General features: G+C 70.2%; 11 protein-coding genes. 2 read left to right on the plus strand and 9 right to left on the minus strand.

From position 1 onward, the window contains the following. Positions 1-9: 9 nt before the first annotated feature. Complete coding sequence (locus L632_RS0116265; protein ID WP_198019365.1) at positions 10-1,167, plus strand: ABC transporter substrate-binding protein; 1,158 nt, start codon at positions 10-12, stop codon at positions 1,165-1,167. Here L632_RS0116265 and L632_RS0116270 read toward each other — a convergent pair. From L632_RS0116270 to L632_RS0116285, 4 genes are read right to left on the minus strand one after another with little or no spacing between them, the layout of a single operon-like run. Then, positions 1,095-1,868, minus strand: coding sequence for a heme ABC transporter ATP-binding protein (locus tag L632_RS0116270; RefSeq protein WP_084648126.1), 774 nt, complete (start codon positions 1,866-1,868; stop codon positions 1,095-1,097). The genes L632_RS0116265 and L632_RS0116270 overlap by 73 nt on opposite strands. Then, positions 1,865-2,941, minus strand: coding sequence for an iron ABC transporter permease (locus L632_RS0116275; RefSeq protein WP_028713656.1), 1,077 nt, complete (start codon positions 2,939-2,941; stop codon positions 1,865-1,867). The genes L632_RS0116270 and L632_RS0116275 overlap by 4 nt, the downstream gene beginning before the upstream one ends. Then, complete coding sequence (locus L632_RS0116280; protein ID WP_028717138.1) at positions 2,941-3,819, minus strand: hemin ABC transporter substrate-binding protein; 879 nt, start codon at positions 3,817-3,819, stop codon at positions 2,941-2,943. Before L632_RS0116280 ends, L632_RS0116275 begins: the two co-directional genes overlap by 1 nt. Beyond that, the gene (locus L632_RS0116285) at positions 3,816-4,856 is read right to left on the minus strand and encodes a hemin-degrading factor (RefSeq protein ID WP_028717139.1); all 1,041 of its coding nucleotides are present in this window, start codon (positions 4,854-4,856) and stop codon (positions 3,816-3,818) included. Before L632_RS0116285 ends, L632_RS0116280 begins: the two co-directional genes overlap by 4 nt. Positions 4,857-5,006: 150 nt before the next feature. On the opposite strand from L632_RS0116285, the gene L632_RS0116290 reads away from it, so the two are divergent. After that, a complete protein-coding gene (locus L632_RS0116290; RefSeq protein ID WP_028717140.1) occupies positions 5,007-7,058 on the plus strand; it encodes a TonB-dependent receptor domain-containing protein in 2,052 nt (683 codons plus the stop codon). A 113-nt stretch (positions 7,059-7,171) separates the two neighbouring features. On the opposite strand, the gene L632_RS0116295 is transcribed toward L632_RS0116290, so the two are convergent. From L632_RS0116295 to L632_RS22905, 5 genes are all read right to left on the minus strand, one after another. Further along, positions 7,172-8,872 (minus strand): ABC transporter ATP-binding protein, encoded by a 1,701-nt coding sequence (locus L632_RS0116295; protein WP_028713660.1) that lies wholly within the window; start codon positions 8,870-8,872, stop codon positions 7,172-7,174. A 484-nt stretch (positions 8,873-9,356) separates the two neighbouring features. Continuing rightward, the gene (locus L632_RS0116300; RefSeq protein WP_028713661.1) at positions 9,357-9,854 is read right to left on the minus strand and encodes a superoxide dismutase family protein; all 498 of its coding nucleotides are present in this window, start codon (positions 9,852-9,854) and stop codon (positions 9,357-9,359) included. Positions 9,855-9,958: 104 nt separating this feature from the next. Further along, complete coding sequence (locus L632_RS0116305) at positions 9,959-11,089, minus strand: carboxylate-amine ligase (protein WP_028713662.1); 1,131 nt, start codon at positions 11,087-11,089, stop codon at positions 9,959-9,961. Between the two features lie 210 nt (positions 11,090-11,299). Further along, positions 11,300-13,255 (minus strand): MacB family efflux pump subunit, encoded by a 1,956-nt coding sequence (locus L632_RS0116310; protein WP_028713663.1) that lies wholly within the window; start codon positions 13,253-13,255, stop codon positions 11,300-11,302. 1 nt (position 13,256) lies between these two features. Continuing rightward, positions 13,257-14,477 (minus strand): efflux RND transporter periplasmic adaptor subunit, encoded by a 1,221-nt coding sequence (locus L632_RS22905; protein WP_036698605.1) that lies wholly within the window; start codon positions 14,475-14,477, stop codon positions 13,257-13,259. Positions 14,478-14,618: the final 141 nt, after the last annotated feature.

Genomic DNA, 14,618 nt, shown 5'->3' on the forward strand with positions numbered 1-14,618 from the left:
GCGCGAGAGGTGATCGTCATCGGCGTGCGCGACGACGTGCCGCCCTTCGTGTCCCGCAACGCCCGTGACAACACCTATGTCGGCTTCCTGTGGGATCTTTGCATCGCGGCCGTCACGCGGGCCGGCTATCATTTCGTGACCGAGCAGCTGAATGCCGACGGGCGCACGCAGTTCCTGGACCTGGGTTCCAAGACCATTGACCTGCTGTGCGATCCCACGACCATCACCCTGGACCGTATTTACCACACGGTGCCATCTCTCAAGAAGGAAGCCCGGGAGAAACCAACGAAGGACATCACGGAGAAATCCTTGGTGGAATCGCTGTCCTTCTCGCCGATCATCTTCATCGCCAACGGCACCTATTTCGAGCCGGGCGAAAAGCTGCGCGGACGCCGCGCCGCGAAGCCCCCGGAAGAGCCTCCCAAGGAACCCGTCACTCCCAACTGGCTGGGCGAGACTTTCCGGATGCTGCTCTATGCGCCCAAGGACAGCAAGGCGGCGGATGCCGCGCCGCCGGTGCGCGAGGAGGTCTGGGGTTTCGTCCGGGGCGCGACCATCGAGGCGGTGCTCCAGCAGGAACTGCCCGAGACGATGCTGCGCCAGGACGTCAAGGTGCGTTCCGAAGAGTTTGATTCGCACCAGTTGGCGGCCGCCGCTTTCTGCGAGGGCAAGCTGGACCGCTATTACGGCGATGCCGAGATCGTGCGCGCGATGATCGCCCGGCAGGCGGAGAAGGCGGCGGGCGGCGCGGCCCCGAAGACAGGTTCTGACGCCCCGAGCTCGTCAGGGCAGGTGGCGAACCAGAAGAACCAACAGGAAAAGGCGGCGGAAGCGGCGGAAAAGCCGGCCGACACCACCTGCGACAGCCAGGCGGCCAAGGGCGCGGCCAGTTACGAGCCCTATGCGCTGATCATGTCGTCGCACAATCATGCCGAGTTTCCGCGCCAGATGAACTGGGCCATCTACAGCATGTTCGCCGACCGGACCGTCGAGCGCATCTATCGCGCCCATTTCCCTTCCGAGGCCTCGTCGCCGCTGCTGACCATGCTGTTCCGCATCAATACCATTCCCGACAGGTGCCAGATCCCGGGCTTTCAGGCCGCCGCATGCGGCAAAACCCAGACACCGGCCTCGGGGACGGCATTGACCCGCAACGAACAGCCATAGGCATGCGACAGCGCCTCGTCGGTCAGCACCTCCTCGGGGCGGCCCTGGCACAGCACGCGGCCGCCTTTCATCAGCACCAGATTCTGGGCGAAAAGCGCGGTCAGGTTCAGGTCGTGCATGACCGCCACCACGCCGCCGCCCGCCTGCGCGTAGCCGGCGGCAAGCCGCATCACCGTCAGCTGATGCGCGATGTCGAGGCTGCTGACCGGTTCGTCCAGCATCAGCCAGCGCGGGCCGTCGGCCTCCAGCGGCTGCCAAACCTGCGCCAGCACGCGCGCCAGCTGCACCCGCTGCTGCTCGCCGCCCGAAAGCTCCTGATAAAGCCGGCCGGAGAAGCCCGCCAGATCGACCGCCGCCAGTGCCCGAGGCACCAGCGCATCGGCGTGCTCGCCGCGCGCCTCGATGCCGATGCGCACAACCTCGGCCACGGTGAAGGGAAAGGACAGCGCCGCCGCCTGCGGCAGCACGCCCCGCCGGCGCGCCAGCTCCTCGGGCGTCATGCGGGCCATGTCCTGCCCGTTCAGGGTGATGCGGCCCCGGCAAGGCAGCTCTCCGGTCAGGCTGCGCAGCAGCGTGGTCTTGCCCGAGCCGTTCGGCCCGACGATGGCGGTGATCTCGCCCGCCCGCGCCGTGATCGAGACGCCGTGCAGGATCGGCTTGCGGCCAAGGCTGACATGGATGTCGGCGGCGATCAGGCTCACAGGTCCAGCACTCCGCGGTTGCGCAGCAGGATCCACAGGAAGAACGGCCCGCCCATGATGGCGGTGACGATGCCGATGGGCAGTTCGGCCGGGGCGATGACGGTGCGGCTGACCATGTCGGCCAGAAGCAGCGTCACCGCGCCCAGAAGCGCCGAGTTGACCAGCAGCCAGCGGTGGTCCGGTCCGCTGGCCAGCCGCAGCAGATGCGGCACGACGATGCCGACGAAGCCGATGCCGCCCGAGACGGCGACGGCGGCGCCGGTGGCCCCCGCCACGGTCAGGATGGCGCGGTTCTTGACCTTCTGCACGCGGATGCCGACATGGCCGGCCGCCGCCTCTCCCAGCGCCAGCGCGTTCAGGCCGCGCGCGAGCCAAGGGGCGGAGATCAGCGCCAGCGCCATGATCGGCGCCCCGGCCAAGAGCTTGGGCCAGTTCGCCCCGGCCAGCGAGCCCAGCCCCCAGAAGGTCAGGTCGCGCAGCTCGCGATCATTGGCGCGCAGGATCACCAGCCCCGACAGCGCCGCCATGATCGCCCCCAGCGCGATTCCGGCCAGCAGCATGGTCGCGACCGAGGTGCGCCCGCGCCGGGTGGCGATGCGGTAAAGCGCCATGGTGGTCAGCCAGCCGCCGATGAAGGCGGCGACGGGCACCAGATACCAGCCGAAGAACGCCGCGACCCAGCCCGGGAGCGCGCCGCCCAGCACGATGGCGAGGATCGCGCCCAGCGAGGCGCCCGAGCTGACGCCGACGATGCCCGGATCGGCCAGCGGGTTGCGGAACAGCCCCTGCATCACCGCGCCCGAGACCGCCAGCGAGGCGCCGACGAAGATGCCCATCACCACGCGCGGCAGGCGGATGTCCAGCAGCACCACCCGGTCCTGCATCGCAAGCTCGCGCCCCGCCAGCAGGTCCGAGACCGCCCGCATGAGCGAGGTCCCCGAGGCGCCCCAGCCCAGCGAGACCACCGCCACCACGGCCAGAAGCAGCGCCAGGAACAGCCCCAGCCGGCGGGCGCGGTGGCTGCGGTCTCCGTCCAGCCGCTGGGGGCGCAGTTCGGGCGACAGGGCCGCCATCACGACCCCGCATAGATCAGGTCGTGCAGCTCGACCGCGGCCTCGCCGGTGCGCGGGCCGAAGCCCAGCAGTTTCAGCCCGTCCATCATCACCACCGCCCCGTCGCGTCCCGCCGGGGTCTGGGCCAGCGCCGGCACGGCCAGCACCGCCTGTTTCGCCGCCGTATGGCTGCTGCCGCCATTGGCATCCGCGTCCGCCTGCGCGTCGCCGCGCCGCATCATCAGGATCACGTCGGGCGCGGCCTCGATCACCGCCTCGTCGGTGAGGGGCTTGTAGCCTTGGACGCCCGGCATGGCGTTGCGCGCCCCGGCCAGCCGGATGATGCCGTCCGCCGCCGTGTCGGCGCCGCCGGCCATGACCCGCCCGCCCTGCAGGGACAGCACGAACAGCACCTTTTTCGGCTCGCCCGTCACCGCCTGCGCCCGGCCCAGGGCCGCCCGCAGGTCCGCCGCCAGCTTCTCGTGCAGCACGCGGCCCTTGTCGGGCACGCCGAGCGCCTCGGCGACCGCATCGACCTTGTCCAGCACGCCCTCGGCATCATAGCGTTCCTCGACGCTGACGAAGGCCACCCCGGCCGATTTCAGCACCGCGACCGCCTCGGGCGGCCCGGCGCCGTCCTCGGCGACGATAAGGTCGGGCCCGACCGACAGCACGCCTTCGGGCGACAGCGCGCGCACATAGCCGACATCGGGCAGGGCATTGGCCTCGGGCGGCCAGTTCGAGGTGGTGTCGCGGCCGATCAGCCGCGATTCCTCGCCAAGCGCATAGACGATCTCGGTCACCGAGCCGCCCAGGGACAGCACGCGCCGCGCCTCGGGATGGCTGTCCGCCAAGGCCGGGCCGGCCAGCAGGATCAGCGCCAGCGCCAGCCGTTTCATGCCGCGGCCTCGGCCAGCGCCGGCAGGTCGGCGACCAGCGCCGCCCATTCTTCGGCATCGCCGCCCTTTTCCGGGCGCAATCCGAAGCATTGGAAGATCAGCGCCCCCTCGGCGTCGAAGGCCTCGACCGAGATCGCCGGTCCGCGCTTGGTGGGCTTGTCCACCGCCCAGACCTCGGCGACGTGATCGCCGCGCAGGTGCAGGTTGAAGCGCGGGTCCATGACGTTCAGCCATGGCCCCATGGGCTTCAGCGAATGGATGGGTCCGGAATGGATCTCGATGCAGCCCATGTTGCCGACGAAGAACATCACTCCCAGGCCCCCGGCATGGACGCGCTCCAGCAGGGCGGGGACGGCCCCGACCGCCAGCGGCCGCACCAGCGGCGCCCCGGCGAGGCGATAGGCGCCCAGCCGGTTCATCTTGAGCCGGCGGATCAGGATGTTGAACTGATGCGTGTCGGTCATCGCCGCCCATTCCCGGCGCAGCGCCTCGGCGCGCTCGGCGCTGGCCTTCGGCGGCTCGACCGGCGCCCGCGGCTCGAAGCGGCCCGCGTCCGACTGGTCCGGCAGCGCCAGGTCGCGACGCAGCGTTTCCCAGGCGGTCAGGTCCGAGCCCTCGCGCAGGTGGATCTTGTGGACCGCGTCGCCCGCCGCGTCGAAGACCTGGATCGACCGGCGGCTGGCGGTCCCGACCTCGGATTCGACGGCGAAGGCATGCAGCCAGTGGCGCGGAAAGATGCGCAGGTCGATCTCGGGGTCCAGGGTCATGGCGGCATGTTCGCCATCGTGGAAATCGTTGTAGGTGCCGAGCTTCTCGATCACGCAGGACCGGTTGCGGGTCAGGGCCATCACCTCGCCCAGGGCCTGCACCTGCGGGATAAGCCGGCCGGGCAGGGGGTTGATGCGGGTCGCGCCATGGCCGACCCGCGCCGCGACCAGCGCGGCCTCGGGGACGCCCAGCCGTTCGGCCAGGTCATAGGGGCGGCCGCTGTCCTCGGCCTGGATGCGGCGCAGATCCGCCGGGGAATGCTTGGTCATCGCGGTGCCTTTCGCTGCTGCTGCACGCCCGGTTCGACCCGGGGCGATGCGCAAGGAATCATTGACAGTTTTACTAAGATTATTTTACCCCGCGCAAGATGCCAGCCCCGTGGCCAGCGAACAGTTTCACGAGATGACGACGGGGATCACATGTCACGCCACAGAATTCGCGGCGCGTTTCTGGCCGGAACCACCTGCCTGACCGCCTTGAGCCTGACCCTTCCGCTGCAGGCGCAGGAACGTGCCGAGGCCGCGCGGCCCGCCTATGTGCTGGACCAGATCGTGCTGCGCGCCGGCAAGCCCAAGGTGGCGTCCGAGGTGCCGCAATCGGTCTCGGTCGTGGACGGCCAGCAGCTTGCGGATATCGAGCCGGTGCATATCGGCGAGGTTCTGGCGACGGTGCCGGGGGTTGCCGGCGTCGGGTCGGGCAGCTTCTTCGGCCAGGGCTTCAACATCCGCGGCTTCGGTTCCTCGGGCGCCGCGGCCTCGGAATCCGGGATCGTCCAGCTGATCGACGGCGAGGAGAAATATTTCGAATCCTACCGCCAGGGCGCGCTCTTCGTCGAGCCGGACTTCCTGCGCCAGGTCGAGGTGCTGCGCGGCCCCGGCTCATCCACGCTTTACGGCTCGGGCGCCCTCGGCGGGGTGATCGCCATGGAGACGATCGAGGCCGGCGACCTGATCGCCGAGGGCCAGAGCTTCGGCGGCAAGGCCAAGCTGGGCTATGCCAGCAACCCCGACACGGCCTTGGGCAGCGTCGCGCTCGGCTGGCGCCCGGCCGAGGATTTCGAGGCGCTCGCCGCCTTTGCCTGGCGCAAGCTGGGCGATACCAAGGATGCAGAGGGCAATACCAGCATCCGCTCGAACTCCAGGACGCCGAACCTGCTGCTGAAGGCGAGGAAGACCTTCGGGGATCACCATGTCGCCTTTTCCTACCAGCATCTGGAGGCCAAGGGCGAGAACCAGGACTTCAACCAGCTGGAAGGGGCGCAGGTGGGGCTGTTCCCGGGCTTCTCCGGCTGGGGCGTCGGCGACATCACCACCCGCGACCAGACCGCGCGGCTGATCTGGGGCTGGAACCCGGACGACAACCGCTATGTCGATGTGACGGCCACGCTGTCCTATACCAACACCATGAAGGACGTGCGGCAGGGCGACGACCCGGACGAGCCGATCATGCCCTCGCTGCTGGGGCGGCGCGACTATCGCCTGTGGAAGTTCAAGCTGGCCAACGTGGCCGACCTGTCGGGCGCCGGCCATGATCACGCCCTGACCACCGGCTTCGAGCTGCTCAAGCAGGATCGGTCGTCCAGCGTGCCCTCGGCCTCGCATCCCGAGGGCTTCACCCGCGCCTGGGGGGTCTATGCCCTCTCGGAAGTGACCTGGGACAGGCTGACGGTCAATTCGGGCCTGCGCTACGAAAGGCAGCGCACCGAGCCCAAGGACACCGTCGGCTTCGCCGCCGAAGAGCGCAGCTTCGAGGCGGTCGAGCCGCAGGTCGCGGCGATCTACAGACTGGACGGGCAGTGGTCGGTCTTCGGCTCCGTCGCCTTCGTGAACCGGATGCCGACGGTGGACGAGCTCTACGACGGCTCGATGGCGACGGCGCCGAACCCGAACCTGAAGGACGAGAAGGGCAAGAACCTCGAAGCCGGGATCTCCTATCGCGGCAATGGGCTGTTTGCCGAGGGCGACGAGGCGGTGATGAAGCTTACGCTGTTCCGCAATCACATCACCGACATGATCGCCCGCTCGGGCGCGGGACCGGCGGCCCATTTCACCAATATCGACCGCGCCTATCTGCGGGGCGGCGAGCTGGAGGCCAGCTATACGCGCGACGCCTGGGAGTTCGGCGCCGCGGTCTCGGTGGTCGAGGGCGAGGATCAGGACGGCACGGTGCTCGACACGCTGCCCAACGACCGGGTGACGCTGCAGGCGATCTGGCAGGCCGGCGATGCCTGGCGGCTGGGGCTGCGCAGCACGCTGGCCAGGGGTCGCGACAAGGCGGATGGCACGCATCGCGCCGGCTATGGCGTGCATGACGTTTTTGCCACCTGGGCGCCGCAATCCGGGGCCGCGGCCGGGATCGAGGTGCATATGGGCATCGACAACATCGCCGACCGCGACTACACGCCGGCCTCCTGGCTCAGCGGCCCGGCGCCGGGGCGGAATGTCAAGCTGTCGGTCTCGCGCAGCTTCTGATCCGCCCTGCCGGCACCGGGGGCATGGCGACCGGCCCGCAAGGCCGGCCGCCTTTCCGGCGCCCGGTCTTCACCGTTTTTCAAATACTCCGCCGCGACGCTTCCGCTGCGCGATCACCCCGCAAGCCGGGCGTAGACACCGCCCTTGGCGATCAGCGCGCCGTGCTCGCCTGCCTCGACGATGCGGCCCTCCTGCATGACGACGATGCGGTCGGCATGGCGGATGGTGCCCAGCCGATGCGCGATGACCAGGGTGGTGCGCCCCACGGCCAGCGCGTCCAGCGCCGACTGGATCTCGCGCTCGGTCTGGCTGTCCAGCGCCGAGGTCGCCTCGTCCAGGATCAGGATCGGCGGGTTCTTCAGGAAGGCCCGGGCGATGGCCACGCGCTGCTTCTGCCCGCCCGACAGCATCACGCCGCGCTCGCCGACCACGGTGCCCAGCCCCTCGGGCAGGCTTTCGATCAGCGGGCCAAGCTGGGCCTGCCGCGCCGCATCGAGGATCTCGGCGTCCGAGGCGCCCAGGCGGCCATAGGCGATGTTCTCGCGCAGCGTACCGCCGAACAGGAACACGTCCTGGCTGACCAGCCCGATCTGGCGGCGCAGGCTGTGCAGCTGCATCTGGTCCAGCGCAATGCCGTCCACGCTGATGCGGCCCCGCGTCGGCTGGTAGAAGCGCGGCAGCAGCGCCAGCAGCGTGGTCTTGCCGGCCCCCGAAGGGCCGACGAAGGCCACCGTCTCGCCGGCGCGGATGGTCAGGTCGATATCGCGCAGGATCGGGCGGTCGCCGTCATAGGCGAAGCTGACGCCCTCGAAGCGGATGTCGCCCTTCAGCGCCGGGGCGGGGACGGCGTCCGGGGCGTCGCGGATCTCGGGCTCGGTCGCCAGCAGCTCCTGATAGCGGCGGAAGCCGGCGATGCCGCGCGGATAGGTCTCGATCACCGCGGCGATCTTTTCCAGCGGCCGGTAGAAGACGCCGACCAGCAGCAGGAAGCCGACGAAGCCGCCGGTGGTCAGCTCGCCCGCCAGCACGAAGCCGGCGCCCGCCACCATGACCACGACCTGCACCAGCCGCAGCCCCATGTATTGCAGCGCCAGCGAGCCGGCCATGATGCGATAGGCGTCGAGCTTGGCGGCGCGGTAACGCTGGTTGTCGGTGGCGAAAAGCCCGGATTCATGCGCCTCGTTGCCGAAGGCCTGCACGACGCGGACGCCGCCGAGCGCCTCTTCCAGGCGGACGTTGAAATCGCCGACGCGGGAATAGATCGCCTGCCAGGTCCGGGTCATGCGGCCGCCATAGACGATGACCAGCGCCAGCATCGCCGGCACCACCAGCGCCACGATCAGCGCCAGTTGCGGGTTGATCGCGAACATCAGCGCGAAGGCGCCGAAGAAGGTCATGATGGCGATGAAGGCATCCTCGGGGCCGTGATGGGCGACCTCGCCGATCTCCTCGAGGTCGCGGGTGACGCGGGCGACCAGCTTGCCGGTGCGGGCGCGGTCATACCAGCGCCAGGACAGCCGGGTCAGGTGGTCGAAGGCGCGGGCGCGCATCTCGGTCTCGATATTGATGCCCAGCTTGTGGCCCCAATAGGTGACGATCGCCATCAGCCCGGCATTCAGCGCGTAAAGCCCCAGCAGCCCCGCCGCCGCCAGCATGGTCAGCCCCCAATCGCCCCTGGGCAGCAGGTGGTCGATGAAGGCGGTGACGGCCAGCGGAAAGGCCAGCTCCAACAGGCCAGACAGCACCGCGCAGCCGAAATCCAGCCAGAAGAGCCCCATCCAGGGGCGATAATAGGCGAAGAATGCGCGCAGCATGGCAGTCCCTTCATATCCCTTCGTCAGGCACGGAAGACGGCCGGACCGCATCCGCGCGGCGCAGCGCCCGCATCGGCCCGGGCCGCGGCTCGCGCCCGGCCGGCAGAGCCCGTCGCCCAGGCGCCGGCCCGCGGACCGGCGCATGGCGATGACGGCGCTGCAACCCCGTCCGTGACATATTCGGAGGGCAAGGGGAAGCACCTCGGTTCCTCGCGCGCCGCTGGGGTGCGGCCGCGCCTGGCGAGGACCGCGATTTCAGGGCATGGCGCCAGAAGCAAGGCCCTCGGCGCGAGGCTTGCCGCACGCGGGCGCCCGCCGTTTCGGGGGGCCATCGTCGGGCCTCGCGGCGGCGGAAACCGTCGCCCTGGCCCGTGGCGGTCGCTGCGGCGGCCCGCGCTTCGGCCGGTCCGGGAACCCCGGCGGGGGGGGGGGCGGAAAGGAGAGGGCGCGCGCCGCAGCTCGCGCTGCGCCGCGCGATGCCGGCCTATTCGATCACCGCGCAGGCCAGCCGGTCGCCGGCGCCGCCGCTGGGCTGGGTCTGGTGGTCGTCGGGGCCGGCATGGACCATCAGCGCCCGGCCCTGGACGGCATTCTCGCCCTCGGCCAGGGTGACCAGGGGGTTGAAGACCTGGACGCGCGCCGTGCCCTCGGCATCGGACCAGATATTGGGCATGTCGCCGGCATGCGGGCCGCCTTCGGCCAGCACGCCATGCGGCGTCCCGGAAGGGTTGAAATGCCCGCCGGCGGATTCGTGGCCGGTGCTGTGGTCGCATGTCCCGGTTTCGTGGATGTGGAAGGCAAGCCAGCTGCTGGGCGGCAGGCCGGTCACCTCGGCCTCGATCAGCACGCCGTTCGGGGTCGCGGTCAAGGTCGCCGATCCGGCCTCCTGACCCTGGGCGTCGAGGAATTTCGCCGTGGCGTCCTGCGCCTGCGCCGCGGCCGGCAGCAGGGCAAGGCCAAGCAGCATCAGGGATCGTTTCATCGCGTCCTCCTGTCCAGTCGATGTCGCCGAGGCAACCCGCGCCTGCCGGCTTTGTTCCCGGCGGCGGGGAAATCGCCGCCCCCGCCGCCGCGGCATGCCCGGCTTTACAGGTCGCTGCGAAACGCCTCGATCAGCCACAGAACGACCTCGCGAAAGGCTTCCTCGCGCGTGGCGCCGGCGGCCAGTGCGGCGGCGAAGACGGCCCGCTGCTGTTCGGCGGCCGAGCCGCGCGCGATCATGTCGCGCATCCCGGCCACGGCCGGCTGGCAGTCCAGCGCATCGGCATCCTCGGAGATCGCGGCCAGCCAGTCCTCGGCGGTCTGGTCGAAGGGGATGATGCGCCGGGTGCCGAAATCGATCAGCCCCTCGGTCAGCCCGTAGCGGATCGCGCGCCAGCGGTTCTCGCCCAGCAGGAAATTGTCGTATTGCCGCCAGCGCAGGTTCTTCCGCGACAGCCGCCACAACATGCGCACCGTCGCCTGCACCAGCGCCACCAGGGTCATCGTGTCGTCCAGCCGCGGGCAGGCGTCGCAGATCCGGGTCTCAAGCGTGGGAAAGCGCGACGAGGGCCGCAGGTCCCACCAGATCTTGCTGCCGTCCTCGATGATGCCGACCTCGGTCAGCGCCTTGACCGAACGCTCGAACTCGTCCCAGCTGCCCAGGCGCGGCGGCAGGCCGGTGCGGGGATAGCCGGCAAAGACCGTGGTGCGATACGAGGCCAGCAGCGTATCCTCGCCCTGCCAGAACGGGCTGGAGGCGGAAAGCGCCAGCAGATGCGGCAGGAACCAGGACAGCTGGTTCATCAGGTCGATGCGCATGGCTTGGTCGGGAATGCCGACATGGACATGCATGCCGCAGATCAGCATGCGCCGCGCCACACCGCCCATCTCTTGCGAGATCCGGTTGTAGCGGTCCTTGTCGGTATGGTCCTGGTCGCGCCAGTCGGCGACCGGATGGCAGGCGACCGAGATCGGCGCCAGGCCGAATTCGGCGGCTTGCCGCGCGATGCTGCCGCGCAGCCGGGCCAGATGCGCGCGCGCCTCGGCCACATCGGCGGAAACGGGCGTGCCGATCTCGATCTGGCAGCGCAGGAATTCCTGGCTGACCTGATCGGCCAGCTCGGCCTTGCAGGCCGCGACCAGCGCGTCGGGGGCCTCGCGCACCTCGCCGGTCCGGGCATCGACCAGCAGGTATTCCTCTTCGATGCCCAGAGAGAACGGGATGTCTTCCGCCATGGCAGGCCCTTTCCTTGTCAGGAGTTTACCGGCCTTAACCGGGCAGGGGGGCGGTCTGTTCCGGCGGCTTGGCCCGGCGCGGCCGGTCGGGCGGTCGCGCGGCCCCGATCCGCATGGCGCAGGCCGGCCGAACGGAGCCGCCATGCCTTCGATAGCGTCGCCGCTGTTGCCATGCGGGCACGGGCGCGGCCGGCGACCGGGGCGCCGATCCTACCCCTTGGCCAGCGCCGCGACGGGGTCGAGCTTGGCGGCGTTCACGGCGGGGAGGTAGCCGAAGACGAGCCCGATGCCGCAGGAACTGGCCAGCGCCGCCGCCATCGCCAGCGGCGAATGGACCAGGGTGAAATCGCTGCTCAGCCGCTCGAAGGCCAGGCCGAAGCCGAGCGCGGCCAGGATGCCCGCCGCGCCGCCGATGACGCAGACCAGCACCGCCTCGATCAGGAACTGCGCGCGGATGTCGCCGCGCCGGGCGCCGACCGCCATGCGCAGTCCGATCTCGCCGATGCGCTCGGTGACCGAGACCAGCATGATGTTCATCACCCCGATGCCGCCGACCAGAAGCGAGATCACCGCGATCGCCGCGATCAGCAGCGCCAGCGTCTGCGTGGTCGAGGTGATGGCCTCGCGGATCTGGTCGTTGTTGACGATGAAGAAATCCTTGCTGCCGTGGCGCTGGATCAGGATCTCGGTCACCGACTGCTCGGCCAGCGCCATGTCCACCTCGTCGGCCACCCGCAGCGTCAGGCCGCTGACGCTGGTGGTGCCCAGATAGCGCGCCTGCACCGTGGTATAGGGCGCATAGACCCCCAGGCTGGTGCTGCCGCCGGGGCCGCGGTTCTGCACCTCGGCCACGCCGATCACCCGCAAGGGCACCTTGCCCGCCATGAAGGTCCGCCCCAGCGCCTGGCCGTCGCCGAACAGGCTCTGGCGGGTGTTCTGGTCGATGACCACGTTCTGGGTCATCGCGGCCACGTCGCCGGCGTCGAAGGCGCGGCCCTCGGTCAGCCTGATGCCGGCCACGTCGAAATACTGCTCGCCCACGCCGCTGATCTGGGCGCTGGCCTCGGTGGCGCCGTGGCGCAGGGTCTGGCTGGTGCTGACCGTCGGGCTGACCGAGGCGACCCAGGGCTGGCGCGCCAGCGCCGCGCCGTCCGCCATGACCAGCGTCGTCACCCGCCCCGAGCGCATGTCGCCGAAATCCCGCCCCGGCATGATCTGCAGCGTGTTCGTGCCCAGCCCGGCGATGTTTTGCAGCACCTGCCGGCGCGACCCCTCGCCAAGCGCCACCACCGAGACCACCGAGGCGATGCCGATGATGATGCCCAGCATGGTCAGGAAGCTGCGCAGCTTGTGGGCGCGCATGGCCAGCACCGCCATGCGCAGCGCCTCGGCCAGCCGGCCCAGCACCGGGGCGGCGGCGCGGCCGGCCCCGCCGGCTTCCCCGGGGGACGGCGGGGTGGCGGGTGCGGGCGCGGTGCGCGGGGGCCGGCGGTCGGCGATGATGCGGCCGTCGGCGATCTCGACCACGCGATGCGCCCGCGCCGCGACCTTCGGGTCGTGGGTGACGATGACCACGGTGCGGCCCTCGGCGTTCAGCTGTTCGAGAATGCCCAGCACCTCGTCGCCGCTGCGGCTGTCCAGCGCCCCGGTCGGCTCGTCCGCCAGGATCACCCGCGCGTCGTTGATCAGCGCCCGGGCGATCGAGACCCGCTGCTGCTGGCCGCCCGACAGCTGGCCCGGCTTGTGGCCCAGCCGGTCGCCCAGGCCCAGCCGGTCCAGCAGGGCGCGGGCCTTGGCGCGGCGCGATTCGGCGGGCAGGCCGCGATAGATCGCCGGCACCTCGACATTGCCCAGCGCCGTCATCTCGGCCAGCAGGTGGTAGCGCTGGAAGATGAAGCCGAAGAACTCGCGGCGCAGCGCGGCCAGCGCGCCGGAATCGCGCTGCGCCACCTCGCGCCCGTCCAAGAGGTAGCTGCCCGAACTGGGCCGGTCGAGGCAGCCCAGGATGTTCATCAGCGTCGATTTCCCCGAGCCCGATGCGCCCATGATGGCCACGAACTCGCCCCGCGCGATGTCGAGATCGATGTCCTGCAGCACCTGCAGCCTGCCCTCGCCCGAAGGGTAGGCGCGGCCGATGCCGCGCAGCCGGATCAGCGGGGCGCCCATCTCAGCCACCCAGCGGACCCATCATGCGCCCCCGGCCGCTGCGGCCGGCGCCGCCGCCCGAGCCCGCGCCTGTTGCCGGGCCGGCCCCCGGCTCGCCGGTGATCACCCGCTCGCCCTCGTCAAGGCCCGAGACCACCTCGGCCACCACCTTGTCGTTCAGGCCGATCCGGACATTCCGGGTCTCGATCCCGCCGCCTTCGGCCAGCACCCGGACCTCGTGGCTGCCGTCCGGGTTGCGCCGGCCAAGCGCATTGGCGGGGATGGTCAGCACGTCCTGCGCCGCGCCCAGGATGATGCTGACCTGCGCGGTCATGTAGCTGCGCAGCCGGCCGTCGGGATTGGCCACCGGGATGATGCCGGTGTAATAGATCGCGGTGCTGCTGCTGTCGGTGCTGCCGCCCTGGATGGCGCCGTCGTTGACGATGCTCTGCGGCGCCGGCGCGATCGAGGCCAGCACGCCCTCGTAGCTGCTGCCGCTGTCGTCGAGCAGGACGAAGCGCACCTTCTGGCCGGCCTGCACCTTGCCGATATCCGCCTCCGAGATCTCGGCATGCACGTCCATGCGATCCAGTTGCCCCAGCACCACGATGGTGGGCGAGGATTGCACCGCGTTCACCGTCTGCCCGGCCTGGCTGACGATCGCCAGCACGGTGCCGTCGATGGGCGCGGTGATGCGGGCATAGTCGAGATTGGTCTGCGCGATCTCGATGGCGACCTCGGCCTGGGCGATCTGCGCTTCAAGCGCGGCGATCTGGGCGCGGGCGACCTCGACCTCCTGCTCGGCGCTCTCGAAGCTGCTGCGCGCGGCGGCGGCCGAGCGGATCAGGCTCTGTTGGCGCTCCATGGTCTTTTCCGCCAGCGTCAGCACGGCCTGGCGCTCGGCCATCTGCGCCCTGAGATTGGCCAGGGCGGCCTTGGCGGTGCGCAATTCGTTCGCCTGCTGGACCGAGTCGATCTGGGCGATCAGGTCGCCCTGCTCCACCCGCTGGCCCAGCCCCACCGCCAGTTCCGTGATCCGCCCCGAGACCTGCGCCCCCACGGCGACGAGGTTCTGCGGCTTCAGCCGCCCCTCGGCCAGGACCGAAACCTCGACATCGCCGCGGCTGACCCGGGCGCTCAGATAATTCGGAGTTGCGGATTTTCCTTCGGCCAGGCCGGCGAGAACGGCCAGAACCGCGGCCAGGGCCGCAAGGATCAGGACAAGGGCGACAGGCTTGCGCATGCGATGCTCCATGACAGTCGGCCGGACCGCCTGCGCGCCGGGCGACAAGGATGAAGACGCACCGGGCGCCGGGCGCCGCTTCGCGCGCTTGTAGCGCGCGCGGCCGCCCTGCGCGACTGCGCAATTGTATCAAATCGGTCA

This window comes from Paracoccus sp. J39, from assembly GCF_000518925.1.
GTDB lineage: Bacteria > Pseudomonadota > Alphaproteobacteria > Rhodobacterales > Rhodobacteraceae > Paracoccus.

Bases quoted from the DNA above. Each gene is read 5' to 3' on its own strand.
- L632_RS0116275 (WP_028713656.1), bottom strand. From the start codon at position 2,941: ATGGCGGCCCTGTCGCCCGAACTGCGCCCCCAGCGGCTGGACGGAGAC.
- L632_RS0116280 (WP_028717138.1), bottom strand. From the start codon at position 3,819: ATGAAACGGCTGGCGCTGGCGCTGATCCTGCTGGCCGGCCCGGCCTTG.
- L632_RS0116285 (WP_028717139.1), bottom strand. From the start codon at position 4,856: ATGACCAAGCATTCCCCGGCGGATCTGCGCCGCATCCAGGCCGAGGAC.
- L632_RS0116290 (WP_028717140.1), top strand. From the start codon at position 5,007: ATGTCACGCCACAGAATTCGCGGCGCGTTTCTGGCCGGAACCACCTGC.
- L632_RS0116295 (WP_028713660.1), bottom strand. From the start codon at position 8,872: ATGCTGCGCGCATTCTTCGCCTATTATCGCCCCTGGATGGGGCTCTTC.
- L632_RS0116300 (WP_028713661.1), bottom strand. From the start codon at position 9,854: ATGAAACGATCCCTGATGCTGCTTGGCCTTGCCCTGCTGCCGGCCGCG.
- L632_RS0116305 (WP_028713662.1), bottom strand. From the start codon at position 11,089: ATGGCGGAAGACATCCCGTTCTCTCTGGGCATCGAAGAGGAATACCTG.
- L632_RS0116310 (WP_028713663.1), bottom strand. From the start codon at position 13,255: ATGGGCGCCCCGCTGATCCGGCTGCGCGGCATCGGCCGCGCCTACCCT.
- L632_RS22905 (WP_036698605.1), bottom strand. From the start codon at position 14,477: ATGCGCAAGCCTGTCGCCCTTGTCCTGATCCTTGCGGCCCTGGCCGCG.